Below are 26,756 nucleotides of genomic sequence, written 5' to 3'. Positions count from 1 at the left end.
GAGAAAGAGGGACGGCCGTGGGCGACGAGCGGAATATCGACATGTCTCTGGGCGGGCTCGACGAGCGCTTCATGCGCGAGGCGCTGGCCGAGGCGCATGCGGCAGCGGCGGAAGGCGAGGTGCCCATCGGGGCTGTTGTGGTCTACGAAGGCGAGATCATCGCCCGGGCGCACAACCGTCGTGAGCTGGACGAAGACCCCTCTGCGCATGCGGAGTTCTCGGCGATGGTCGCGGCGGCTCACGCGCTCGGACGCTGGCGGCTCACGGGCTGCACGGTGTATGTGACCCTCGAGCCCTGCGTAATGTGTGCGGGTCTTATGGTGAACGCGCGCGTGACCCGCTGCGTTTACGGCGCGGCCGACCCCAAGGCCGGCGCGCTTGGGTCACTTTACCAGCTGAATGCCGACCGACGGCTTAACCATGCGTTTGAGGTGACTGCGGGTGTGCTTTCCAACGAGTGCGCAGGTGTGCTCAAGGCTTTTTTTGCCGAGCTTCGGGGTGAGGGGCGTGCGAACGACGCGCACGTCTCGAAACGAGACGAGGCCCTGCGTTCTCGAAACGGCCCTATGTTGACTCAGTGCCGTGGGCGAGATGCAGCGGATGCGACGGCGCCGCGTGCCGAAGGTGCTCATGCTGCGGCTGCGGACGGTGCGACTGGCCTTGCCGCGGACAATGCGCGTGCCGCTGCCCATCCAGGCTCCGCTTCCCGTGCCACGGACGGTGCGCGCGCTGCCGCTTTGTTGGGCCCCTCTCCCCGTGTGCTCCTGGCAATCGACTCCTTCAAAGGTTCCGCCACGAGCGCTCAGGCAGAAGCATGGGTGACCGAGGGCATTCTCCATGCGTGTCCGAATGCGCGGGTGACGGCTATGCCTGTCGGAGACGGAGGAGAAGGGACGGGGGAGGCGCTCGCGGCATCGGGCGGAACGACGAGGCGCGCGGCGCAGGCGCACGACGCGTTCGGACGCGTTGTTTCCGCCGAATATTTGCTGTTCGATGCTGCAAGTAATGAGTCTTCAACAGCGGATGATGGTTCCACTGCAAATTCGGAAGCCGTGCGTTCGGTAGAAGAGAACGACGCATTCTCCACGGTGCACGCTGAGAGCGGGCGCGGCCCCGAGCACTCCGTCGGCACTTCCCATGAAGCGTTCATCGAGATGGCGGTCGTTGCGGGCCTCGGTAGCTCTGACCGAACTCCCCAAGCTGCGCTCGCTGCCACGACTTACGGCGTGGGTGAGCTGGTGCTCGACGCGATTGCGTCCGGCGCGCAAACCATCTATCTCGGCCTTGGAGGGAGCGCGACCAACGACGGCGGTGCGGGATTTCTGCAGGCGCTCGGCGCTCGGCTGCTCGATGCGGACGGTCGGGACATCCCAACGGGTCTCGTGGGACTTGAGAAGGTCGCTTCTATCGATTTGGGGCCGGCGGTGCAGGCGCTCGGGCCTGCGCGCCTTATCGCGCTTTCGGATGTGACGAACCCGCTGGTGGGGCTGCGAGGCGCCCTGCGTGTTTTTGGTCCGCAGAAGGGGCTGGCCCAAGACCCCGACGCGCTCGATGCTTACGACCGCTGGATGGTCCGCTACGGGGCGCTGCTCGATGCGGCGTGTCGCGCGGTGGCTACCCCGCGCTTCCGCTCGCTGGCCGGTGTGCCCGGAGCGGGTGCAGCGGGCGGTTTGGGCGCGGCGGTGCTCGCGCTTGGGGGCGCGCTCACGCCCGGGATTGATGCGGTGCTTGATCGCGCCGGGTTCGATGAGGCGCTGCGCGGCTGCGATGTAGTGGTAACCGGCGAGGGATTGATGGACGGCCAGACGGCGGGCGGCAAGGCGCCGCTCGGCGTGGCGCGCCGCGCCCGGGCCGCCGGTGTGCCCGTGGTTGCTGTGGTGGGTGGTCGAGCCGATGATCTTGACGCCGTGTACGAGCAAGGAGTCGACCTCGTTCTGCCCATCGTGCGTAGGCCGATGGGTCTCTTCCATGCTCTCGACCCCAGCCAGACACGCGCCAACCTCCGTGCCGCCGGCGAGGCCGCCATCCGCGCGTATTTGCTATAAGGTTGGCAGCTCTGGGCCCCCGATTCTTTATCTGGGCATGTTCAGTGCCGCATGCGGGTGAATTCGAGGCGGCGGATTCGGGCCATCCCATGCTCATCGTGGGTGGCTGCCGGCAACGACGGGTTGCCGAATTTGGCGGATTGCCTGCTGGAGCAGTCTTGCCCATTGAGCTCGATTCTCCAGCGCTGCGGATTTGGGGTTATTCGGTGCCCAGCGCTGCGGATTCGGAGTTACCCGCGCCGAGTGCTGCAGATCCGGAGTTATCGGCCTCCACAGGCGCCCGTAACTCCGGATCTGCAGCACTGGGAGTCCTTAACTCCAGAATTGCTACGTTGGGCGAGGGGGGACGCTGCCGATAACTCCGAATCTGCCGCACTCGCCGAGCATAACTCCATATCTGCAACGCCGGGGGCCGGAGCGCTGTCGATAACTCGGGATTTGCAGAGCCAGAGGAGGGGTAACTCCATATTTGCCCCACCGAGCGGGAGGATGGTTCCGGAGCCGGCTCGGTGAACAGGGAGCAGCTTCCGATTTGCCGCAATGAGCGCCGTTAATTCCAAATATGCAGAGGCGGGCGTGCCGCGATTTCTCGTCTGTTGGGATTAATCGATGTTTTCCTAGACGGCGGCGGTGGAAGCGGGTACCATAGACCAAGCGCCTAGCGCGTTCGATGGGTTCGGGTGACGATATGTTCCGAACCTGGTCAGGTCCGGGAGGAAGCAGCCATAAGGAGCCTCTGCCGGGCACCCGGATCCATCGAGCGCACGGGCGCTTTTTGTATATGGAGCGCGCTGCCAGACAGGGGGGCACGCCTGCCGGGCGAGAAGCACCTTGCCAAGCAGGGAGCACACCTACCGAGAGAGGGCACTTGCCAGGCAGGGAGCACGCCCGCCGGGCGAGGAGCGCGCTGCTAGATAGAGAGCACACTCGCTAGACCCTCCGCACTCGGTCCCGCTCCGGCGTGTGCCTCTTAATTCCTTGTTGCACCCACTAGTTCATGCCGTTTCGTTTTGCGAGCTCAACCAGCTTGCCCTATCATGGCTTGAGCAATCCATTGCCCGACCGAAGGCGGTCTATGTTCAAGCTCCTCAAAAGCTTCGGCGGCTCGTACCGCGCGAACCTTGTTCTCGGTCCGCTCTGCAAGCTTATCGAAGTCGTGTTCGACCTGTTCACGCCCATCATTGTGGCCTATATGATCGACGCGGGCGTGGGCACGCGCAGCGTTCAGCCCGTGCTCGCGGGCGGCGGAATCCTTCTCGCGATGGCCGCTGTGGCCATCCTCTTCGCCCTCGCCTGCCAGAAGATGGCCTCGCGCGCATCGCAGGGCATGGGCACAAGCATCCGCCACAGCCTGTACGAGCACATCAACGCGCTTTCGCATGCTGACCTCGACCGCTTTGGTACGCCTTCGCTCACCACGCGCATCACCAACGACGTCAACCAGGTTCAGCTTGCCATCGCGCTCGGCATACGGCAGCTCATGCGCTGGCCGTTTCTGGCCGTGGGCTCGCTTGTCGCTGCGCTCGCTATCGACGTGCGGCTCGGACTCATTTTTGTGGTGTCGATGGCCGCTGTGGGTGGCCTCTTCTGGTTCGTCATGAAGGCATGCATTCCGTATTACCGCAGTATGCAGGCGAAGCTCGACCGCATCGCGCTCATCGTGCGCGAGGGGTTGTCGGGCGTTCGCGTGGTGCGCGCCTTTGTTAGAGAGGGGCACGAACGGCGGCGCCTCGCCGATGCAGCCCAAGATCAAGCCGCTACCGCCATTGCGGTCGGCCGGCTCTCCTCGGTGCTCAACCCTGTGACGTTTTTGGTGATGTACCTCGCTGTTTGCGCCATCCTTTGGGCGGGTGGTATCCAGGTGAACATCGGCGAGCTCACGCAGGGTCAGGTCGTGGCCTTTGTGAGTTACATGACCCAAGCGCTGCTTTCTATCGTATACGTGGCGAATCTCGTGGTGGTGTTTACCAAGGCGAGCGCCTCGGCCGCACGCGTGAACGAGGTGCTCGCGTGCCAGCCGAGCGTGACGGACGAGGGCGCCGAGCCCGTGGAGCTGTTGAGCTCGGCGGGGCTGCCGGGTGTGGCGGAGCGAGCGGATGGCGCGGGGCTGCCGGACACGGCGGAACAGGTGCGCCCGGCGGAGCGGGCGGACGCGGGGCTGCCGAACGGAGCGGAGCGGATCCCCACGCTCGCCCTGCGTAACGTCTCTTTTGCTTACCCCGGTGCGGCTGCGGACGCCGTGCACGATGCGACGCTCACGCTCATGCCGGGACAGACGCTCGGCGTGATCGGCGGAACGGGTTCGGGCAAGTCGACACTCGTCTCGCTCATCCCGCGGCTCTACGACGCGACGGAAGGGGCGGTCGAGGTGCTTGGCCGCGATGTGCGCGCGTGGCAGCTCAAGCAGCTCAGGCAGGTCGTGGGCATGGTACCCCAACAGGCTATGCTCGTTTCGGGAACCATCCGCTCCAACCTCATCTGGCGCGATGAGGGGGCCACGGACGATGATCTTTGGCGTGCACTCGAGCTTGCGCAAGCGGCGGAGTTCGTTCGCGCGCTGGCCGACGGTCTCGATGCCCCGGTTGAGGCAGGCGGCAAGAATTTCTCCGGCGGCCAGCGCCAGCGCCTTACCATTGCGCGAGCGCTCGTGGGGGCACCTAAGCTGCTGATTCTGGACGACTCGGCCTCCGCGCTCGACTATAAGACCGACGCCGCCCTGCGCGTGGCGCTTGCGTCGTACGGGCGCGATGCTGCTGCGTCTGGGGAGCTGCCCCCGGCCGTCGTGGTGGTCTCGCAACGCGTTGCCAGCGTGCGTGCCGCGGACCTCATCTGTGTCATGCGCCGCGGCAACGTGGTAGGGCTCGGCACGCACGACGAGCTCGTTCGTACCTGTGCCATCTACCAAGAGATCTGCGCCTCCCAAGGCGTCGAGGATGAGACAGTTTCACCCGGCACAACTGTCTCACGTCATGAGGAGGTGCGCCATGGCTAATCCGTACGGTGCGGTGGGCTCGGTGGCGACGGTTGCCTCGAGTATCTCGGGCGGTGCCGGTGGCGCCTCGGGCGGCCCCGACGCGCCGAGCGGCCGGGACGATTCGCTCAAGAGCACGCTCACTACAGGCCAGGTGCTCGGCCGGCTCATCGGATGCATTCGTCCACACCTGGGCTCGTTCTTGCTATCGTTTGCCGCCTCGGCCATCTCGGTCGTGCTCCAGCTCTATGTGCCCATTCTTGTGGGGCGCGGGATCGACTGCATCATCGCGGCGGGCCGGGTGGACTTCAACGCGCTCGTGCCCCTCCTCTTGCAGCTCATCGTGGTCATTGTGGGTGCGGCCGCCTTCCAGTGGGTGCAGGGGTACTGTGTGAATCGCCTCGCCTACGAGACCGTGCGCGATTTGCGCACCCAAGCGAACGACAAGCTCAGCCGCATGCCCATCTCGTTCATCGACAGCCACGCGCACGGCGACCTCATGAGTCGCGTGGTCAACGACGCCAATCAAGTTGGCGACGGCTTGCTCCAGGGGCTCACTCAGTTCTTTACCGGAGCGGTGACGATTGCAGGGACGCTTGCGTTCATGCTCTCCATCTCGGTTCCCATGGCCGTGGTCGTGGTGCTCGTGACGCCGCTCTCGGTGCTTGTGGCCTCCGCGATCGCACGGCTCTCCCATTCGAGCTTCATCGACCAGCAGCGCATCCAAGGGCAGCTCGGCGGGTACGTCGAGGAACTCGTGGGATGCCAGAAGCTCGTAGACGTGTTCGCCCATGGCGACGAGGTGCTCAAGGGGTTCGACGCCCTCAACCAAGAGCTCTATGTTGCCGGCGAGCGCGCTCAGTTCCTGAGCTCGCTGTCCAATCCGGGAACGCGCGCCGTGAACAACGTGATTTACGCCATCGTAGCGGTCATGGGGTGCGTGTGCGTTATCACTGGTTGGCCCGCCCCGCTCACGGTGGGCGGCGTTCAGACTTTCCTCTCGTATGCCAACCAGTACACGAAGCCGTTTAACGAGATCACCGGCGTAATCACGCAGATCCAGGCCGCCTTCGCCTCGGCGCGACGCCTCTTTGCGCTCATGGATGCGCCTGAAGAAGAACCCGATGCCCCCGGTGCTATAGAGTTGGTGGATGCTCGGGGCGAGGTCGAGCTCGCGCACGTGGACTTCTCCTACGTTCCCACCCGCCCGTTGCTGAGGGATATCTGCGTGCACGCCCAGCCGGGGCAGCGCTACGCCTTGGTGGGACCAACGGGCTGCGGCAAGACGACCCTCATCAACCTGCTGCTTCGCTTCTACGATGTGGATGCTGGCGAAATACGCGTGGATGGCGCAGACACCTCGTGCATCGCGCGCGATAGCCTCCGGCGTGCCTTCGGCATGGTGCTGCAGGAGTCGTGGCTCTTCGAGGGCACGGTGCACGACAACATCGCGTACGGCAAGCCCGATGCGACGCGCGAGGAGGTCGTTGCGGCGGCGGAGCGAGCGCGAGCCGATTCGTTCATCCGCGCTCTACCGCAGGGCTACGACACGGTGATCCCCGAAGACGGCGGCACCTTTAGCCAAGGCCAGCGTCAGCTGCTGTGCATCGCGCGCGTGATGCTCACCGATCCGGCCATCCTTCTGCTCGACGAGGCCACCTCGAGCATCGACACGCGCACCGAGCTGCAGGTTCAGCGTGCGTTCGACGAGCTCATGGAAGGAAGGACGAGCTTTATCGTCGCGCATCGGTTGAGCACCATTCGCAATGCCGATTGCATTCTGGTAATGCGTGACGGGGAGATTATCGAGCGCGGGACGCACGATGAGCTGCTTGCCGCGGGCGGTGCCTACGCCGAGCTATATACCTCGCAGTTTACCTACGCCTAAGCGAAGCGGGACCGCTCGGCGTGAGACAATCGTGCCGGGTACATCTGTCTCATGCGCGCCTCACCTTCGCGTGTGATGAAACGCAGACACCCGGTGCCTGCGTTTCAGCGCCTCCGCGCTCGCGCTAGCAACCAGTTGCCGGTTCATTCAAAAACTTCTTGCATTGTGTATAGGTGTGTATATACTGTACTTAACGGGTATACACACTATGCCCAAACAGGCTTATCGAGACGTCCGGCAAGCCTGTTGCCTGGCGGGGGACGCCCCGTTGGGCGCTGCGGATGCGCGGCGTCGAGGTTTCGCGCTCGCTCATCCAGGTAACGGAAAGGATTCGGATTCGTGGAACTCATCATCTCCAACGCGAGTAGCAAGCCCATCTACGAGCAGATCACGGGCCAAATCAAGGCCATGATCCTCTCCGGCGAGCTTGCCGAGGGCGAGCAGCTCCCAAGCATTCGCGCGCTGGCGAACAGCCTGCGGGTGAGCGCCATCACCACGAAGCGCGCCTACGCCGACCTTGAGGCTGATGGCTTCATTGAGACGGTTCAAGGCAAAGGAAGCTTCGTCGCCGGAGGCAATGCGGAGCTCATCCGCGAGGAGCAGCTGCGCCAGGTGGAGGACCTCATGGGGCAGGCGGTCGATGCCGGCCGCGCCATGGGCCTCTCGAAGACCGAGCTTACCGAGATGTTCACCTTGCAGCTCGAAGACGGGGACTGATGACGGGGCCGAAATGTCAAATGCAGTGAGTCAAAACGGGACAGTCCCAATTTGACCCCAATTTGACCGATTTGACACCTCGGTCCCAGGGTCAACCGAAAGGACAGTACGATGACGATTGTCGAAAGCCGGGGGCAGGTCCCGGGTGCCGCGCAGGACGTCCCGCTCATCGAGGCGCGCGGAATCATCAAGCACTATGACGGTTTTTCGCTCGATAACGTGAGCCTCTCTGTGAGCGAGGGCGAGGTCGTCGGTTTCGTTGGCAAGAACGGCGCCGGCAAGTCGACTACCATCAAGGCACTGCTGGGCCTCGTCAAGCTCGATGGCGGCGAGGGGTCGATCCTCGGTGTCCCGTCGAGCGAGCTCTCCCGCCCCGTGCACGCCGTGACGAAGGAGCGCATCGGTGTGGTTTTCGACACGATTTCCATGCCCGGGCACCTCCGCGTCGCCGATGTGGGGCGCGTATTCTCCCATGCGTACGCCTCATGGAATCCTCGCATGTTTGAGCAGCTCACGCACGATTTCGATCTTGCAGCTACCAAGCAGGTGAAGGAGCTCTCGCGCGGCATGGGCATGAAGCTCAGCCTCGCCTGTGCGCTCAGCCACGATGCGCGCGTACTCATCCTAGACGAGGCGACCGCGGGCCTCGACCCCATGGCTCGTGACGAGCTCCTCGACCGATTGCTCGATTTCGTTGCCAAGCCTGGGCGTGCCATCCTCATGTCGAGCCACATTACCTCCGACCTCGAGCGCATCGCGGACCGGGTGCTTTGCATCGATGAGGGAAGGATCGTCTTCGACTTGGCTAAAGACGAAATCACCGACGAGATGGGCATCGCCCGCTGCCGCGTGGCGGAGTTCGAGCGCATCTGCGCAAGCGGCATCATCCCCGAGGGCCAGCTGCGTTATCGCAAGAACGACTATGGCATCGACCTGCTCGTTCCTGACCGCTTTGTCTTCGCCGAGAACTTCCCCAACGTTCCGTGCGACCGGATGTCCATCGACGACTATCTCTCCCTTACCCTGAAAGGTGGTGTGCGGTAAATGAAGCGCGCGTACCTTATGGAAATGACGATTTTCCGTGATTACATCAAGCAGCTCATAGGCGTTGGCTTTTTCGTCTCGATATTCGTTTCGGCGGGTATGGGTTCGATAGTGGCCGCGCCGGCGATTCTCACCATGATGTTCTTCATGATGGGCTGCATGTCGGCGAGCGCTTACGACGAGCAAAGCAACTGGGGCGCCTTCCGGCTGACCATGCCGGTGAGCCGCCGCGATGTGGTGCTCGGCCGCTACGGCGTCATCGTGACGCTCGGGTTCCTGGGCATGGCGGCGGGCTGGGCGGCCTGCCTGCTCATTCTGGCTTTGGGGAGTGTCGTTGAGCTTCCGTTCGGCCTCTCGGATGCCATCGCGTTTGACGAGGGCATGTTCTTGGGGGCGGTTTTCTCTACCGCGTTCTGTATGGCGCTTGGCTCGCTGATCGCGTCGATTGAGACGCCCATCTACTTCAAGTTCGGCCAGAACAAGACCACGCAGTGGCTGCCCATGATCACGGTGCTGCTTTTCGTGGGGCCCATGCTCATCATCAACGGAACGGGTATTCTGGACAACGGGTCCATGAGCTTTGGGAACATCGCCTCGCTTCTGGGGTTCATCGAGACACCCGTTGGCGTGGCGACGTGCTTCGCGATATTCCTAGCGTTCACGGTTGTGGTGCTTGGTGTTTCTGCTGCCGTCTCGCTCAAGCTCTACGAGGGACGCGAGCTGTAGCGCGGGATTGTCGCTCTTGCGGTGCGGCCTGCTTGGCGATGTGTGGAAAACCTTCCGATTCGAGCCTCGAGCTTTTTGAGCGGTTCCGCGCTGGCCGGATGGGGTAGGGTGATACCGACTCAGAGGCGGCGTTAAGGAGCGGGCATGAAGTGTCTCGTTGTGGTGAACAGCAAGGGTGGAAACACCCGCATGGTGGCAAACGCACTGGTAGATTCGTTGGAAAAGGCTGGTTCCGAGGCCGTGCTCGTGGATGATCCGGCCGCCGTGGACCGCGCTTCGGTCGATGCGGCCGAGGCTGTGCTTGCGGGCTTTTGGACCGATAAGGGCGATTGCGCCCCCGAGATGGCCTCTCTTCTTGAGACGCTTGAAGGAAAGCGCGTGTTCCTGTTCGGCACGGCGGGGTTCGGGGGCAGCCCTGAATACTTCGAGCGCATCCTGGGCAACGTTCGCAAGCACCTTTCTGACTCGGTTGAATACCTGGGCGGCGCCATGTGCCAGGGGAAGATGGGCGCTGGCGTGCGCAAGCGCTACGAGGCGATGCTTGCCGAGAATCCCGGCGACGCCCGCATCCAGGCGATGATCGACAACTTCGATGCGGCGCTCGCACATCCGACCGAGGAGGATGTCGCGCGGATCACGGCTGCTGCTCAGCGCGCACTCGGCGCGTGACGCTTGTGTCAGGTGAGACACTTGTGCCGGGTGAAACTGTCTCATTTGTGACACCGGTGCCGGGGGATGCTGCCACGCTTGCGGCGCCCCGAGGCGTAATCTGCCGACGCCCCGTCTTTCGCATGGTTCTAGTCCTAGACTTCGTTGATTGCATGGGCTGGTTTTATGGCGCGCGCCTCGCTCCGGCACGGGCGTTTCGGCGATAATAAGAGCACTGCAACGCCGACAGAGGGGACGAATCGCATGGCAGAAACCACGCCGGCCAAGGTTTACTTCACCAACTTGCGCTCGTATGGACGCGAGAGCCAGCTCGACAAATTGAAGCGGCTCATCCGCCGTGCGGGCATCGACCAGATTGACTTCGAGAACAAGTTCGTCGCCATCAAGATTCACTTCGGCGAGCTCGGCAACTTGAGCTTCCTGCGCCCCAACTACGCGCGCGCCGTCGCTGACGTGGTGAAGGAGCTCGGCGGCAAGCCATTCCTTACGGATTGCAACACGCTCTACGTAGGCAGCCGCAAAAATGCGCTCGAGCATATCGACTGCGCGTACCAGAACGGCTTCACGCCCTACGCCACGGGCTGCCACGTGATCATCGCCGACGGCCTCAAGGGCACGGACGAGGCGCTCGTGCCGGTGAAGAACGGCGAGTACGTGAAAGAGGCGAAGATCGGCCAGGCGCTCATGGACGCGGACATCGTCATCTCGCTTACGCATTTCAAGGGGCACGAGCAGGCAGGCTTCGGCGGCTGCATGAAGAACCTCGGCATGGGTGGCGGCAGCCGCGCGGGCAAGATGGAGCAGCACGCGGCGGGCAAGCCCGATGTCGCGGCGGAGAAGTGCATCGGGTGCCATGCCTGCGAGCGTATCTGTGCGCACGGCGCCGTAAGCTTCAAGGATACGCGTGAGCGTGAGCTGCCGAACGGCCAGACGCGCACGGTGCATGTGGCGAAGATCGATCACGACCGCTGCGTGGGCTGCGGGCGCTGCATCGGCGCGTGCAACCAAGATGCCATCGCCCCCGGGTACGACGCTGCCGTCGATGTGCTCAACTGCAAGATCGCCGAGTACACGCAGGCCGTGGTGCAGGATCGTCCGAACTTCCACATCTCCATCGCCATGGACATCAGCCCCAACTGCGATTGCCATCCTGAAAACGATACCCCCATCGTGCCTGACCTGGGCATGTTCGCGAGCTTTGACCCCGTGGCAATCGACCAGGCTGCAATCGATATGGCGCTTGCGGCGCCCGCGCTCCCCAATACCGAGCTCACGGACATGCGCGCCAAGCTCGAGGCGGGCGGCGGCGTGCCCGAACGCTGCGAGCACGATCACTTCAACATGACGCACCCCGACACCAATTGGCGGAGCATGATCGAGCACGCCGAGAAGATCGGCTTGGGCACGAGCCGCTATGAGCTCATAGAGGTGAAGTAGGCGAAGAAGGGGAGTAGACGAGGGCCAGACCGTTCGGACATCTTGGCCGAACTGGGGCCGTTCTCCATGCGCGTGCCGGGCGGGGCTGCGCGTCGAAGTGGGGCCGCCCGTTCATCCGGCTCGCCTTCGCGCCTACCTTGTCATCCACCTGTTCCTCAAAGCGTCGCATAACTCAATGATGGGGTCGAAATTCGGGCTTCGTCGTCGAGTTATGTGACGCTTTTTTGACTATGCTGTACAGAACTGCACGGCAACGTTTGGAGTGCGTCCGCAGCCTTTGGTAGGCCCGCGGTTGGGCGTGTCGTCAATGCGAGGCGCGGCGCGCATGGGGCAAGGAGGCGACCATGGACATCCCGGTAGTTCTCTCCCATCGAACGGCGGCGCTTATCCGGAGAACGGAGCATTTTGAACATCTGCGTGCAGCAGCGCGGGCAAACGGCGAGCGTTATGGCGTGGCCCCGTATGTCGAGGAGAGCGATCTGCCCGATATCGGCCTCTCGGCATCCGGCCTCAAGGCATCAGCCATCGTGCAGCGCATCCGGAGCGCGTTATCGACTTGGGGAATCACCGACCGGGACCTCGTTCGGCTCGACGTGATGGTCTCCTTTGCGGAAGATCGTGTGCGGACGCGCGGCATGGCCTGCCATACACTCGGCCGTGCGATTGGAGAGAACGACGTGTTCCCGGTGGCGAGAGGCCTCGTGACGGTGTCGGATGCACTGTGCTTCGCGCAAGCGGGGGCTTGGATGGGCAGCATGGAGCTCATCGAGTGGGCGTATGAACTTTGCGGAGCCTATTTCCTTCCCCTCGATGGAGACTACGCGGAGCGATCTGTGTGCTTGACGCGGGACGAGCTACGTTGTCAGCTCGAGCGCTATCGGGGCGTGCGAGGCGCCGCACATGCGCTGCGGGCTCTCAACTCGGTGCACGACGGCGCGCGCTCGCCCATGGAGACGGCGCAGGCAATGATGGTTTCCTGTCCGAAATCGATGGGCGGTCTCGGGTATCGCCATATTGTGCTGAATCATCGCGTTGGTGTGCCGACGGATTATTCCCGGTACACGTCGGCCCCATATTACGAAATCGACCTGTTCGCACCGGTGCGTGGTGTGGGCGTGGAATACGACGGGGATGAACATAGCAAAAAGGCTCGTCGGGGACACGATGCCGAGCGCATGAACGTGCTTTCCCTTATGGGATACGACATCAAGGTACTCACGAGTGTGCAGTTTTCTCGGCAGCTGGATATGCATCGGGCGATGAACGGGATTGCAGCATCGATTGGCATCAAAGTGCCTTCTTCTGCGAAGTTTCAGCAGGCGCAGGAGCAACTTCGCCGCTTTGTCACGCGCAGATGGCGCAACGGAGGTTGACAGTGCAGCGGAGTTGACGGTGCGCAAGGATACGTCGAAAGCGTCGCATAACTCTGGGGTGAAGCCCGATTTTCGGCCTTACCGTCGAGTTATGCGACGCTTTGTCGGTAATGCTTGCAGGGCGCGGTCTGCCGGAGGAAGGTGTCGAGAGTCTTCCCGAGGGATATGTGCCCCCCCGCATTCTGCTATAGTTATGCAGACCCTATCTATGGAGGATGTATCGCCCGTATGGCAGATTCGAGTGACAGTCCCCGGCCGCAGTCGACAACGGCTGCGGCGGAAATCGTTGATGTAGCTGATCCGAGCTCTTCGGCATCGGTGAGTGGCGGCGCGGCGTGTGGTTCCGCAGTGCCTCCAACGGCGCCCCCGGATTCTTGCGCCACGTGTCGCAAGCGTCGTCGGTCATGCCCCAAGTATGCGCAGGACAACAAGGACGGTTCCTCGGCCGGGCAGCCTCTCTACACGCTCGGCGAAGAGATCGCCAATTCCATCACGCACGGCATTGGCGTGCTGCTTGCCATCGCCGGGCTCGTGTTGCTCATCGTGAAGGCGGCCCTCGGCGGAGCCGATTCAACGCACATCATCTCGGCAATCGTTTTCGGCGTGACGCTCATCCTAGAGTACTTGGCTTCCACGCTCTACCACGCCATCCAGGTGCCCGCGGCCAAGCGCATTTTCCGCATTATCGACCACAGCAGCATCTACCTGCTCATCGCTGGTAGCTATACGCCGTTTTGCCTTATCACGCTCGCGCCGTATGGCGGCATCGTGCTGTTCGTCGTGGTGTGGGCGCTCGCGTTCGCCGGCGTGTCGTTCGAGATCATCGGCCGCCAGCGTCAACCTCGTTGGGTGACCATTCTCATCTATCTCATCATGGGCTGGCTCGTGGTGTTCCGTTTGCCGCAGCTCTTGCAGGCGCTCGATCCGGTGGCGCTCGCGCTGCTGGTGGTGGGCGGCCTGTGCTACACCATTGGAACGGCCTTCTACCTTATGAAGAAGATTCCCTATATGCACAGCGTGTGGCACCTGTGGGTGCTCGCGGGAAGCATTTTCATCTTTATGGCGGTGATCCTCTTCGTGATCTGACCTTTCCGGCGGCACCTCGCCCCGCCGCACGCCGCGTCGCGCAGCGCGCGCCAGCCGCGCTTAATGTGAGCGCATGGCATATGGCTCCGCACCGGCATCACCGCATTCCGTACCCAACCGAGGAGGTTCGAACTCGTCCCTATGGGCATATTCATTTCCATCGTTGCTACCCTCTTGCTCACGCTGCTCAACGGTTACTTTTCGATGTCCGAGATGGCGCTCACCACCGCTAAGCGCGCTACGCTCGAGCATGACGCCGAGGAGGGCGACAAGCGCGCCGCGCGCGCACTCGACCTCGCAACCGACTCCACGGACTTCTTGGCCACCATCCAGGTCGCCATCACGCTCGTTGGCTTCTTCTCCGCAACCGTCTCGTCCAACACGCTTTCCGAGCCGCTTACCGCGTGGGTGGAATCGTTCGGTATCGCACCCCTTACCGCAGTGGCGCCGGTGGCCTCGCCGATCGTCATCACGCTTATCGTGTCGTATCTTTCCATCGTGATTGGCGAGCTCGTGCCCAAGCGCATCGGTCTTTCGGACGCTGAGGGCATGGCCAAGGCGGTCGCGGGGCCCATCGGTACGTTCCGCAAGCTTGCGAAGCCCCTCGTTTGGCTCACGCAGGCAAGTGCGAACGGCATCAGCGCGCTTCTGGGCATCAAGAGCGCCGACGACCGCCAGAACGTCTCGGAGGAAGAGATCAAATACATGGTCTCGGAGCAGGACACCCTGCTCGACGAGGAAAAGCGCATGATTCACGAGATTTTCGACCTGGGCGACGCGGTCGCGCGCGAGGTCATGGTGCCTCGCGTTGACGTGCAGATGGCCGAGGACACCGACACGGTGAACGAGGTCATGGAGCTCATGCGTCGCACGGGCTTCTCGCGCGTGCCGGTGTATCGCGAAGACACCGACAATGTGGTGGGCATCGCGCACATCAAGGATCTTGTGGGCATCGCGCTCGGCGGCAGCGGCAGCGAGCCGGTGGGCGCGCATCTGCGCGACGTGACCTTCGTTCCGGACACCAAGGACATCCTCCCGCTCCTTTCCGAGATGCAGACCGCGCACGACCAGATCGTGGTCGTGGTGGACGAGTATGGCGGAACGGCCGGCATCATCACCATCGAGGACATCGTGGAGGAGATCGTCGGCGAGATTGAGGACGAGTTCGACCCCGACAACAAGTACCTCACGCGCCTTTCTCGTCGCGAATGGCTCGTAGATGGTCGCTTTAGCTGCGACGATGCAGAAGAGCTCGGTTGGCCCATCGAGGAGAGCGATGAGTACGAGACCATCGCTGGCTGGATTATGGATGTCTGCGACGGAGTGCCGGATATCGGCGAGGTATTCGAGGTCGATGGGTACCGTTTCAAGGTCCAGTCTATGCGCGGCCGCCGTATCTCGCTCATTCGCGTGATTGCGCCAGAGGAGCCCGAGCCCGCGGCAGCGGAAGAGGCTACCGAGGGCAGCGACGCCCCGGAGGATGCCGAAAGCGAAGCGTGATAAAACGAACCGGGTTCGTTTTATCACGGTGCGTTCTCTCACCCGATGCACCTGATGCGGTACGATGACAGGAAGAACAACCCGCCGCGGAAGACACCTGCGGCAGAGGATCGGAGAGCTATGGCGAGCCTGTTCAACATCATGAAGATCACGGTCGATGACACGAAGGCCCGCGCCAGGGTGCTCGTGAACCCCGGTATGCCGCTCATGACCTCGGAAGATATCGAGGCAACGGCGCGTGTGTACTACCTTGCCCCGGCGATTGCGCAGCACGCGTGCTTCGGCGACGCGGGAGAGAAGTTCCAAGACTGCATGGGCGACACGGAGCTCGCGCATCTGCTCGAGCACCTTACCGTCGAGATTATGAACGAGACGGGCCTTGCCGGCGATATTTCCAGCGGCCGCACGCGTTCGGTCGCAGAGGATCCGCGGCTCTTTGAGATCGAGCTTTCCTGCCCCGATGACGCGCTGACCATTGGCGCGCTGTCTTCGGCGTCGTTCATGATGGAATGGGCGTTTTTGCATCCAGATGTGACGGCGCCGGATTTTGCCGGTACGGTTGAGGCGTTGCGCCAGCTCGTGCTGAGCCTGCGCGGCGAGAGCGAGCCGGATGACGGTGCGGACGCAGAAGGCATCGAGGCCGAGGCGGAATCCGACGCCGAGCTCGATGCGAGCGAAGGTCAGCAGGTCGAGGCAAGTGCCGATGCCGCAGACGCAGAAGAGGATGCGCCCTCCGCCGCAGCGCCCAGCGATGCCGCGCAGGATAGCGAAGCGTAACGTTTACGGATGCTCTGCCGGGCCGCGCGTTCGGTGGGTATAATAGGCGAACACGAAGTCCACGTGACGGAGTCAATAAGAAGGGAAGACACGTATGGGTAAGGCCTTCAGCTTCATCGTCGGCGCCACGATTGGCGCCGCTGCCGGTACCATCATCGGCATTCTCGTTGCCCCGCGTTCTGGCGCCGAGACCCGTGCCATGGCCGCCGATATGGCCAACGACGCTTGGGATAGCGCTCGTGATATGTACGAGCAGGGCAGCGAGCAGGCTCGTGCGGCCGTGAGCGACTTCGGTCCCATGGTCGACGCGAAGACCGACGAGCTGCGTGCCAAGGTCGATCTGGCCCGCGAGCGCATGGATCAGCTTCGCGAGACCCTGAACGACGCCATCGCGGGTGCCGCTTCGATGCCTACGGTCGAAGTCGAGGTTGAGGTCGCTCCCGGCGTCGACGCTGACGAGGCTTCCGCCGAGGCGTAATGCGCACCAAGGATTTCCAAGGCGTAAAAATCTACCGCATCCCGCCTGAGGCCAAGCGTACGCGCAAGGACGGTACTCCGCGTGACCCTAAGCGCTTGGGAAAGGTGCACTTCCCCGTGTTCGCTGCCGATGGCAGGAGCGTGGTTGGCTTTATGGTCTCTCCGCCCGACGTGGCGGGGATGATCAAACAGCCCGACCGGTTCGTTGCGCGCGATGCCGTTCGCGTATATGAAGGCGTTATCGCGGTGGACGACGCGAAGGGTTCCTATGATGCCGCCGCTGCCAAGCGTCTAGGCATCGACCTCGACACCTGCATCATCTGGACCGGCATGGACGTGGTGACCGTTCAGGGAACCAAGCTCGGCTATTGCTCGGACGCCGCGTTCAACCCTAAGACGGGCGCGGTCACGAGTTTCACGCTCACGGGCGGTGCGGCAGCCGCCGCGCTGCTCGGCACGATCGAGATGCCTGTGCGCTATCTCAAGGGCTATCGCGATGGCGCGATGATCGTGGATGACGAGGCGGCAACTCTCGAGCTTTCGGGTGGCGCTGCGGCGAAGGCAGGCGAGGCGAGCGCGAAGATCGGCGTGAAGGTCAAGCAGGGGGCCAAGGTTTTTGACGAGAAGGGCTCCGTTGCAGTCGAGAAGGGGTCGCGCGCGCTGGGCAAGCAGCTCGGCAAGACGCGCGGCATGTTCTCGGCGTTCAAGGACGAGTTCAAAAAGGCATCGGGTTCTGCGAGCTCGTCGTCGGCCAAGGGAAAGCGCTCCTCGTAACACCAAATCGGTGGACGCTCGAGAACTCGCGCGTCTGTGCTCATGGGGAGGAAACCATTGCTTAATCACACTACTTCCTACCCGCCCAAGCGACCGCATCCGCGGCGCAATCAGAAAACGACGGGATATCAGCTGCCCCGTGGCAGGGCGCGTTCTGCGCGCAGGCCGGGGGCAACGTACCTCAACCATTCTCAAGGCTTCGGTAACGCCGGCCATAAGCGCCGCGGTGGCAATTCTGCGCGCGGTCCTCGCCGCTCCCAGAACAACAGGCGCAACAGCACGCGGCGCACCTATGCCTTCATGATTGTTGGCTGTGCCCTGCTCTTCTTCGTTGCGAGTGTTATCTGGTACCTCAACCGCAGCGTTACGGTAACGCTCAACGGCTCCGATACCAGCATCCACATCAACGCTACCCTAACCCAGCTCATCGAAAACGAGGGGCTCGACGAGTCGTGCGACGCGGGCGACCTGCTTGCCGTAGACGATAGCGTACTCGAGCGAGGCGGCGGCGACCGCTACGCCGTCACGCTTGACGGCGAGGACGTTGCGATGGATGAGCTCGATTCCGTGCACCTGGCCGGCGGAGAGACGGTCGAGGTCGCCGACGGCGCTGACGTCTACGAGGAACATGATGTAGAGGCGACCGAAATCGCCCCCACGATCACCGTCGAGGGGACGGGTGCCATCGGCTTCGTGCGCACGTGGGGCATCCCCGGGCGCTCTGAGGTCTGGACGGGCAAGCAGTCGGGAATCGTCCAGGACCGTGGCGTGGTGCAAGAGGTTCAGAACTGCGAGGTCGTGTACCGCTCCGTGTCGCCCGATGGCGATGGAAAATACGTTGCGCTCACCTTTGACGAGGGGCCAAGCTCGCATACTCAGGAGATTCTCGACGTGCTTGAGGAGAAGGGCGTGCATGCAACCTTCTTCCTGCAAGGGGAGACGGTCGCGCAAAATCCGTCGGCAGCACGCGCCATAGCCGAGGCGGGCCACGAGCTCGGTTCGAATGCCTACACCGACACGCGCCTCAGCGCGCTTTCGGGCGAAGACCTGAGGTCGCAGCTTACGAACGGCTTCGCCGCCATCAAGGACGCGACGGGCACAACGACGAGCCTGCTGCGCGCTCCCTATGCGGCATTTTCGACTGAAAACTGGGCCGAGAGCATGGACCTTGTGAGTGCGGTGGTGTCGTGGAACATCGACTCCGGCGACTGGCTGCTGCCCGGTGCGGACACCGTTGTGAGCAACGTTACCGGATCGGTTCGCAACGGCAACATCGTTCTTCTTACCGACAGCGAGGCCACGGGGGCCCAGACGGCCGAGGCGCTCGGCACGCTTATCGATCGCTTGCAGGCGGATGGCTTCACCATCGTGACGCTGAGCGAGCTCGTGGCGACGGACGAGGACCTCGCCGAGGAGCTCGACATCTCCAAGGTCTCGATGCCCGAAGATGCCGTGCTGCCCACGGTGCCAGCCGACGATGAAGGGTCTAGCGCGTAGCGTACGGGTGCGTGGGAGGTGCGCCGTGAGGGCCTGGCGTGTGGCTGCGCCGTGAGTGCGCAGGCGGCGCGCCGTGATGACTCCGCGTGCAGGCGTTGCGCTGCCTGCGCCGCGGGCTTGCGGGCGGTGCGCCGTAGACAGCTTGTAGATACTTAATAGAACTGTATAAGCGTTCTTTAATGGTTCCCTTAAGCAATGGTTAATGTTCGCGCGATGTGCCTGCCGCCGCGAGCGCTCCACGTTAGACTTGGTGTGATTGAAGCAGGTAATGCAATGCGTGGCAGGATACGCGATCGCGCAGACGGTCCTTCCGCGCAGCGAGGTTTGATGCCGTTCGGTGCGGGGGTTCCGGGCGGTGGGAGTTTGGGGCCATGAGCAAGCACGATCACGTACAGGTGGGAAAAGCGACCAACCTACATTACGGCTCGGGCAAGGGGCATCATGTGCATGCTTCGCATGCGGGCGCGGGGCATCGCAGCGGGCAGGCCTCGGGCGCGAGGCATATCGTTTATGCGAACAACGCGAGCCGCCGGTTCTCGGCAACGGAGCGCGCTGTCCGTGCCGAGGCTCTCAAGGCGCGTATGAACCGCCCCCGTCGCCCACCGAATATGAAGGCGCTGGCCGTGGTGCTTGCTTGTGTGGTTGTGATTGCTGCGGTGGGCGGGTGGTATTTCTGCCTGCGCAGCGTGACCGTGACGGTCAACGGGACAGAGGTTTCGGTGCGGGTGGGAACGCCGCTCAGCACCGTGCTCGAAGATAACGACCAGTTCGGCGCGGTGCCGGGGCGGCTGCTTTCCGTGGGCGGCAACGTGCTCTCCCAGGATGGTGGCAACCCGAGCACGGTAAGCCGGGCTGGCGAGACACTCACGCCCGATGAGGTCGAGCAAACGCGCGTGCAGGAAGGTGACGAATTCACCGTCTCCAACGGCACCGACGCCGAGGAGCCGTCGAAGGAGGAGACGGTCACCATGGCCCCGGGCATCCAGAAGGAATCCGGCGGCGCGGTGCAGTACGTCACTCAATGGGGGAAGGCTGGCGAAAAGCGCGTCAAGACGGGCGAGGCCTCGGGCGAGACAGTCGATGTCGAGGTGCTCGAGCAGCCCCAGGACATGGTGGTGTCTTCGGTAAACCTGAGCCCCGAGGGCGGCAAGTACGTTGCGCTGACCTTCGATGACGGTCCGAGCAAGTACACGCCTCAGATTCTCGAAATCTTGGAGGAGAAGGACGCGAAGGCAACGTTTTTCAACTTGGGAGCGCAGGCGCAGGGCAACCCGGCTGGCTCCAAGGCTATCGTCGATGCAGGCCAAGAGCTAGCGAGCCATACCATGGCGCACCAGAACCTGCCCAAGGCAGACCGCGAGACGCTGCGTTCCGAAATCTCGAACGCCGCTTCTGCGCTCAAGGATGCGTCGGGCAAAGACGTGCAGATGATCCGTGCTCCGTACGGCGCCTTCACGGATGTTGAGTGGGCTCGCTCGGGCGACCTTATCTCGTGCAACGTGCTCTGGAACATCGATACGCTCGACTGGGAGCGTCCTGGTGCGAGCGCCATCAAAGCTGCAGCATTGAAGGGCGTGCGCAGTGGTTCGATCATCCTCATGCACGATGGCGGCGGTAACCGCGAGCAGACGGTGGAGGCTTTGCCTGGCATCATCGACAGCCTTCGGGCGCAGGGCTATGAGCTGGTAACGGTGAGCGAGCTCATGAAGCTCGATGGCAGCATTCCCGAAGATGTGGTGAACGGTACCGTGAGCATGCCGGAGGACGCCGCTCTGCCCGAGGTATAACGACGTGAATCGTAGGCACCGGGTGTCTGCGATTAATCGTCGCATGGCGAATCCATCTGCTATAGTAGGTGAGCTGCATCTTGTTGCCGGCTCGGCGTTGCCGCATGGGCTGGGAGCGCGATGCGGCTGCATTATAGGTTACGAGAAAGGCGTCAGGTGAAATCGAAACCTCGACCTCACAGTTGCTGACCCCTGCGGGTGCTCTAAGCGCGCGCAAGGGGTGAGAACCCGGCGTGCTGCCTATGGCGGCGAGCCGCGCACGCATAGCCTCTGCGGCCGGAACTCTCTGGCCGTCGGGATGAAGGAGCACCATGAACTATCTCTCCGAGATGCTCAAGCTGCCCGTTCTGGATGTGAACGGCAATAAGCTTGGTGTTGTGAACGACCTCGGCATCGCTACGGGCGAGGTCTTCCCCCATGTCACGTCGCTCGCGTTCCAGGGGCCGGGCAAGACGCCGTTCATGATTAGCTGGCGTAAGTACGTGGACCATGTGGACGAATCCGGTGTGCATCTCAAGGCGTGCGATACCGACGTTCGCTTCTCCTTCCTGCAGCCCGATGAGCTGCTGCTGGCGCGCGATATCCTCAACAAACAGATCGTCGATACGCAGGGCCTTAAGGTCGTGCGCGTAAACGACCTGAAGCTTTCGAGTTCGGGCGAGAATCAGCTGCGTCTGCTCGGTGCCGAGGTGGGCATGCGGGGCCTGCTGCGCGCGGTTCACCCCGCCCTCGAGCACGTGGCGGCGCGCATCGCCCGTGCGGTCGGCAAGCCGCTCGAGGAGCACATCATCGCGTGGTCGTACATGGACCTGCTCGAACGCAGCACCCAGACCATCAAGCTCTCCGTGTCCCATAAGACGCTCGACGAGCTGCATCCGGCCGATATCGCCGATATCATCGAGCAGCTCGATCCCCGTTTGCGCGGCCAGGTGTTCGCGCAGCTCGATACCGCGCAGGCGGCCGAGGCGATCAGCGAATTCGACGATGACGAGCTCGTGGCCGAGGTGCTCGAGGGCATGAGCGACCGCGACGCATCGTCCATGCTCGCCCTCATGGACCCCGACGACGCCGCCGACCTCATCGAGGAGCTCGATTACGAGAAGGCCGAGAAGCTCCTGCGGCTCATGGGCGTGAAGGAAGAGCGCGCCATCCGCAATCTTCTGGGTTACGAAGAGCACACCGCGGGCCGTATCATGACGAGTGAATTCGTCGCGCTGCCGGCGACCGAGACCGCGGCGTGCGCCATCGACGCCATTCGCGAGCTCGATGACGATTTCGAAAGCATCTACTACGTGTATACGCTCGACCCGGCGGGCGCGCTCACCGGCGTATTGTCCCTGCGCACTCTGATCGTCGCCGATCGCGACGCACGGCTTTCGGACCTCGCGTACCGTGACGTGGTGTGGGTCGCGCCCGATGTCGACCAGGAAGACGTTGCAGACGAGATGGCCAAATACGACCTCGTCGCCGTTCCGGTATGCGATGAGAACCGCCATGTGCTCGGTATCGTGACCGTCGATGACGCGCTCGACGTCATCGCCGAGGAGCATGAAGAGGACCTGCAGATTGCCGGCGTGGGAGCGAGCGAAAGCGGCTCGGGCGAGGCGCCGCACATGCTTACGTGGTTCGCGCGGCGCCAATATTGGGTGCTCGTATGGGCGATTGCCTCGGGCGTTATCGCTGCGGTGCTCGACGCGGCAGGCGGTGCGAGCGCATACGTGATCTACCCCATGTGCGCGATGCCGGTGGTGCTGCTCGCGGCGGACCGTGTGGTGTCGTTCGTGCGCAACTACTTCCTGGAGTATGACGAGCCGGAGGATGGCGGCAAGCCGTATCTGGGCTTTTTCTTGCAGACGGCGGGGCTCGGCGTGGTCCTGGCGGCACTCATCTACCTTTGCGGCCAGCTCGTGCTCGGTGCGGCGTATCCGGACGAGGTCATCGCGATGGCGAGCGACCCGAGCTTCGCTCCCGCAGTGGGAAGCGCAGGCCAGGTTCCTGCCGAGGTGCTGCAGGTGCAGGCGGTCTCGATATGCTTCGCCTGCGCGGCAGCCGTGGTGTTCTGCTGCTGCCTGGCCGCAGTTGGCTACCTCAAGCTGCTGTTCTGGCGCGATGAGCGCGACCTCAACACCTCGGGCACCGCGCTCGGCGTCTCTGCGGTGCTTGCGTCCTGCGTGGCGTATTCGGTGGCGGTGACGCTTCTCATGCTGCTCGCGGTGTGCTGGTAGGCGCGCCATGCAGGGGAGGGAACCGGGTAGCAAGCTCACGCTCACCGCGGTGCTCGCGGCCATGGGGCCGGGGCTGCTCGCCGCGCTTGCGGGCAACGATGCGGGAGGTATCGCCACCTATTCAAGTGCGGGCGCATCCTTTGGGTACGGAACGCTCTGGATACTGCCGGTTATGGCGCTCTTGCTCATCGTGGTGCAAGAGACGGCGGCGCGCTGCGGATGCGTGACGGGCAAGGGCTTCGCCTCGCTCATCCGCGAAAAGTTCGGCGTGCGCCTTTCCGCCCTTGCGATGGGAGCGCTTCTGATTGCCAATACCGCGGTGACGATATCTGAATTTGCGGGCATCGCGAGCGGTCTTGCGCTCTTCGGCGTTCCGACGACAATCTCGGTGCCGCTCACGGCGCTTGTGATTTGGCTCATCACCATGAGCGGGAGCTTCGATCGCATCGAGAAGATCTTGCTCTTGGTGAGCTGCGTGTTCCTAACGTATGTGGTGGCGGCGTTCATGGTGGGGCCGGATTGGGCGTCCGTGGCGCGTGCGACGGTGACGCCGCAGGTCATGGGGGACCCAGATTATGTGTCGCTCCTCGTGGCGACCATTGGTACCACCATTGCGCCGTGGATGATTTTCCTTGCGCAGAACAACGTGGTCGATAAGAACGTGCGCGAAGATGGAATCGTGCTGCAGCGCGTCGATACGGTGTCGGGCTCGGTCATCGCGTGCGCCATCGCGTGGTTCATCATCGTGACGACCGCGACGGTGCTCCATCCCGCGGGCATCGAGGTGGGCGATGCGGCCGATGCAGCGCTTGCGCTCGAGCCCATCGCCGGCCAGTGGTCGACGATTCTCTTTGGCGCCGGTCTTGTGGCCGCGAGTTTCCTGGCTGCTTGCGTTCTGCCGGGCGTGACGTCAAGCGCGATTTGCGAGGCATTTGGATGGGAGCGCGGTGCCGATCGCACGTGGGAAGAGGCTCCGACGTACCGAGGGATCATCACGGGCATCATCATGCTTTCGGCGCTGCTGGTAATCCTTCCCGGGGTCGATCTCTTCGACATCATGATGAGCGCCCAGGTTATCAATGGCGTGCTGCTGCCGGTGCTTCTCGTGTTCTTGGTGCTCATTGCGCGCGACGCCCATATCATGGGCGATTACCGGAACGGGCGCATATGGAACATCCTCACTGTGGCCACCATCGCGCTCATTACGGTGCTCACGGTGGTGATGTTCGTGTTGCAGGCGTTGGGGTTTTAGCAGCCGTATTCATCCGGTGGGCGCCGGAGCTCTAGCGGATGTTGCTCGGCGACTTTCGGGCGCTGAGATTCTCGGGCGAGATTCGGACATTGGCTTTGGCAGCTAACGTTGTCGGGCGACATTCAGACAGTCAACACGTTTTCGGGCGACATCTGGACGCTCGGAGGCTCCTGAGCGTCCAGATGTCGCCCGATAATGCACTGCGCGTCCGATTTACGCCCGGAAGCGCTGCCGGTGTCCGGATCCAGCCCGACAACACGCGGCGTGTCCGAAACCCGCCCGTTAATACCATGGTGTCCGAATCTCGCCCGGCAACCCCGAAGCCGTCCGAAACCCGCCCGTTAACGCTACATCGTCGCATCTCTCCCAAGAATAAAACCGGCACCCGCATCTATCCTGAGAACGCTGCCGAGCCCCCAATGTCTACCGCGCAGACATACGATATCTGCTGAGATGGGTCGGTGTATCGCGATAACCATGAGGCGGTACAGTAGCATTGTTAGCGTTATTGCGTGCAGCGCAATATAAGGCGTGCTGCGAGAAGTCGGAGGCGAGGGTGCAGATAGAGGTCAGTCAAGAGACATTTGACGTCGAGGTTAACGACCAGCTGGTGGCAGCGAGCTATCGCACGGCAGATGTCGAGCGTGTGCTCCTTTCCTTGCTTGATGAAGCGGCTCGCCTCGAGCGCGAGCGGTCGGCGCGCATGGTTGCTTCGCATCCAGCGACCTCGGCGTCCGAGGCAGAGGGCTCGTCGCGCTCTGCTACCGGCCTTCAGCAACAGCGTTTCTCTGCCAACGCGAAGGGGCCTGCCCCAACCGCTGCGCGGACCATCGTTTTCCTTGCCGCTCCTCCCGGTGCGGGGAAGTCGACGTTGGCGGCGGTGCTTGAGCGGCTCGCGCAGAGCCAGTCCGGCATGCCGCGCGTGCAGGCGGTCGGCATGGATGGCTTTCATCACACGAATGCGTATCTCGATCGACATACGCTTGATTGCCCAGACGGTAAGCCGGTGTCTCTCCTGAGCATCAAGGGCGCTCCGGAGACGTTTGATGTCGAGGGGCTTGCGCGTGCGTTGCATGAGACGCGCGTCTCGAGCGATCCGGTGCAGTGGCCGGCGTATAGCCGCGTGGCGCATGACGTGGTGGCGGATGGCCCCATCGTTAGCGCGCCGATTGTGATTATTGAGGGTAACTATTTGTTGCTCGATGAGGGCCCGTGGCGAGATCTCGCCGAGCTGTGCGATCTCTCGATATTCGTCGAGGCGGACGAGGCGATGCTTCGCGAGCGGCTTGTTGCGCGCAAGGTGCGCGGCGGTCTCTCGCGCACAGAGGCGGAGCGGTTTTTCGAGCAAAGCGACGGAAAGAACGTGCGGCGCGTCCTTGCGCACCGCTGTCCAGCCGATATAACGATAACGCTCGATTCGTCCGGGCGCATGCGGCGGCTCGAGGCGACCCCAGCCCTTGCTTTCTTCGATATCGACGGCACGCTGACGTGGGCAAGGGAAGGCGAGGCGGATATCGACGCTGCTCCCACCGATGCTGTACGACTCGCGCTCGAGAACTTTGTGGCGCGCGGCAACCTCGCCGTGCTCTGCACGGGCCGGCCGTTGTGCAACGTGCCGTCGGCACTCAAGACGTTGCCGTTTGCCGGCATGGTCACGTTGGCGGGCGGGCACGTGGAGCTCGACGGCGAGGTCGTTCGCGATGTTGGAATGCCTTCCGATGTCGTTGAGCTGCTGGTTTCGTGTTGCGAACAAGCGCGCGTTCCGGCGTATTTTGAGAGCTCGAACCGGGGTGTGGTGCTTTCCTGGCCGGGCGTGTTCTCCCTGTTCGATACATTCGGGGAGTTTTCTGAGCGTGTAGGCATCGAGGAACTGCGGGGTGTGCTAGCCGGAATCGATGTGGGCAAAGTGGTGTTTGACAGCGAGCATATTGAGCTTCTGACCACAATGGCGCCCGCTATCAGCGAGCGTTGTTCGGTGTGCAACATCGGCGATGGTCTGTATGAGGTGACCGTGCCGGGGATTACCAAGTTCGACGGCATGCGCGCCGTGTGGTCTACGCTGCGCGAGCGTGGCGTGCGAATAGGCACGGTGTACGGCTTCGGCGACTCGGAGAACGATTGGAGCATGCTTTCCGCTGTTGATGTAGCCGTGGCCATGGGTAACGCGCTGCCTGCCGTCCGCGCGAGCGCGGACTACGTGACCGATCCCGTGTGGGACGACGGCGTTGCCACCGCGTTGGAGGCCTTTGGCCTCGTGTAGGGTCGGGAGTGCAGGCCCCCGCGGCGTCCGGATCTCGCCCAACAATGCATGGCGTGTCCAAAAGCCACCCGCAAAGGGTCCGTTCACCCGGCTCGTGCTTAGGCGAAGCCGGGACCGTGCCTTTCGCGTGCCATAATGAGGCAAAGATGCTGCCAGCGGAGCACGAGGCGATGGGCGCTGTCAGTGGATCGTGCATCGGCCGCTGCCGGCGGCAAGCGCATCGACCGCTGCCGGCGGGTCGCGCGGCGGCT

19 protein-coding genes and 1 other RNA gene are annotated in these 26,756 nt (G+C 63.0%); all 20 read left to right on the top strand.

Going from position 1 to position 26,756, the window contains the following annotated elements; translation table 11 throughout:
* The first annotated feature begins 17 nt into the window (after positions 1-17).
* The 20 genes from tadA (at position 18) to GJE22_RS09920 (ending at position 26,505) form a co-directional block, all read left to right on the top strand.
* The gene (gene tadA / locus GJE22_RS04900; RefSeq protein ID WP_235895819.1) at positions 18-2,045 is read left to right on the top strand and encodes a tRNA adenosine(34) deaminase TadA; all 2,028 of its coding nucleotides are present in this window, start codon (positions 18-20) and stop codon (positions 2,043-2,045) included.
* 667 nt (positions 2,046-2,712) lie between these two features.
* Positions 2,713-2,808: signal recognition particle sRNA small type (gene ffs / locus GJE22_RS04895), an RNA gene on the top strand.
* Positions 2,809-3,120: 312 nt separating this feature from the next.
* Complete coding sequence (locus tag GJE22_RS04890; RefSeq protein ID WP_144688238.1) at positions 3,121-5,037, top strand: ABC transporter ATP-binding protein; 1,917 nt, start codon at positions 3,121-3,123, stop codon at positions 5,035-5,037.
* Entirely contained in the window at positions 5,030-6,904 is a 1,875-nt protein-coding gene (locus GJE22_RS04885) for an ABC transporter ATP-binding protein (protein ID WP_144688239.1), read from the top strand. Before GJE22_RS04890 ends, GJE22_RS04885 begins: the two co-directional genes overlap by 8 nt.
* 339 nt (positions 6,905-7,243) lie before the next feature.
* Positions 7,244-7,621 carry a GntR family transcriptional regulator gene (locus tag GJE22_RS04880; RefSeq protein ID WP_144688240.1) on the top strand — a complete coding sequence of 126 codons (378 nt, stop codon included), beginning with the start codon at positions 7,244-7,246 and terminating at the stop codon, positions 7,619-7,621.
* A gap of 111 nt (positions 7,622-7,732) precedes the next feature.
* The gene (locus GJE22_RS04875; protein ID WP_144688241.1) at positions 7,733-8,665 is read left to right on the top strand and encodes an ABC transporter ATP-binding protein; all 933 of its coding nucleotides are present in this window, start codon (positions 7,733-7,735) and stop codon (positions 8,663-8,665) included.
* Positions 8,666-9,391: an ABC-2 transporter permease gene (locus tag GJE22_RS04870; protein WP_144688242.1), complete on the top strand. Its 726-nt coding sequence runs from the start codon at positions 8,666-8,668 to the stop codon at positions 9,389-9,391. It begins immediately after the preceding gene.
* A gap of 144 nt (positions 9,392-9,535) precedes the next feature.
* Entirely contained in the window at positions 9,536-10,060 is a 525-nt protein-coding gene (bilS, locus tag GJE22_RS04865; RefSeq protein ID WP_144688243.1) for a flavodoxin family protein BilS, read from the top strand.
* A gap of 243 nt (positions 10,061-10,303) precedes the next feature.
* The gene (locus tag GJE22_RS04860; protein ID WP_144688244.1) at positions 10,304-11,497 is read left to right on the top strand and encodes a DUF362 domain-containing protein; all 1,194 of its coding nucleotides are present in this window, start codon (positions 10,304-10,306) and stop codon (positions 11,495-11,497) included.
* 344 nt (positions 11,498-11,841) lie between these two features.
* Positions 11,842-12,870, top strand: coding sequence for a hypothetical protein (locus GJE22_RS04855; protein WP_144688245.1), 1,029 nt, complete (start codon positions 11,842-11,844; stop codon positions 12,868-12,870).
* A 228-nt stretch (positions 12,871-13,098) separates the two neighbouring features.
* Complete coding sequence (gene trhA / locus GJE22_RS04850; RefSeq protein WP_154324104.1) at positions 13,099-13,956, top strand: PAQR family membrane homeostasis protein TrhA; 858 nt, start codon at positions 13,099-13,101, stop codon at positions 13,954-13,956.
* A gap of 141 nt (positions 13,957-14,097) precedes the next feature.
* Positions 14,098-15,456 (top strand): hemolysin family protein, encoded by a 1,359-nt coding sequence (locus GJE22_RS04845; protein WP_144688246.1) that lies wholly within the window; start codon positions 14,098-14,100, stop codon positions 15,454-15,456.
* Positions 15,457-15,576: 120 nt separating this feature from the next.
* The gene (locus tag GJE22_RS04840; protein ID WP_144688247.1) at positions 15,577-16,233 is read left to right on the top strand and encodes a cyanophycin synthetase family protein; all 657 of its coding nucleotides are present in this window, start codon (positions 15,577-15,579) and stop codon (positions 16,231-16,233) included.
* Between the two features lie 94 nt (positions 16,234-16,327).
* Entirely contained in the window at positions 16,328-16,711 is a 384-nt protein-coding gene (locus GJE22_RS04835; RefSeq protein WP_144688248.1) for a YtxH domain-containing protein, read from the top strand.
* Positions 16,711-17,484: a PRC-barrel domain containing protein gene (locus GJE22_RS04830; RefSeq protein WP_144688249.1), complete on the top strand. Its 774-nt coding sequence runs from the start codon at positions 16,711-16,713 to the stop codon at positions 17,482-17,484. The genes GJE22_RS04835 and GJE22_RS04830 overlap by 1 nt, the downstream gene beginning before the upstream one ends.
* 57 nt (positions 17,485-17,541) lie before the next feature.
* A complete protein-coding gene (locus GJE22_RS04825; protein ID WP_144688250.1) occupies positions 17,542-18,981 on the top strand; it encodes a polysaccharide deacetylase family protein in 1,440 nt (479 codons plus the stop codon).
* A 371-nt stretch (positions 18,982-19,352) separates the two neighbouring features.
* Positions 19,353-20,768, top strand: a complete 1,416-nt coding sequence (locus GJE22_RS04820; RefSeq protein ID WP_144688251.1) for a polysaccharide deacetylase family protein — start codon at positions 19,353-19,355, stop codon at positions 20,766-20,768.
* Positions 20,769-21,079: 311 nt separating this feature from the next.
* Positions 21,080-22,993: a magnesium transporter gene (locus GJE22_RS04815; protein ID WP_144688252.1), complete on the top strand. Its 1,914-nt coding sequence runs from the start codon at positions 21,080-21,082 to the stop codon at positions 22,991-22,993.
* A 7-nt stretch (positions 22,994-23,000) separates the two neighbouring features.
* A complete protein-coding gene (locus tag GJE22_RS04810) occupies positions 23,001-24,245 on the top strand; it encodes an Nramp family divalent metal transporter (RefSeq protein WP_144688253.1) in 1,245 nt (414 codons plus the stop codon).
* Positions 24,246-24,801: 556 nt separating this feature from the next.
* Entirely contained in the window at positions 24,802-26,505 is a 1,704-nt protein-coding gene (locus GJE22_RS09920; protein WP_144688254.1) for a nucleoside/nucleotide kinase family protein, read from the top strand.
* Positions 26,506-26,756: the final 251 nt, after the last annotated feature.

The sequence above is a fragment of the Enorma shizhengliae genome (genome assembly GCF_009676995.1).
Lineage (GTDB): Bacteria > Actinomycetota > Coriobacteriia > Coriobacteriales > Coriobacteriaceae > Enorma > Enorma massiliensis.
Note: the sequence above shows the minus strand (reverse complement) of the source record. Positions and strands in the feature narration are given on the sequence as shown.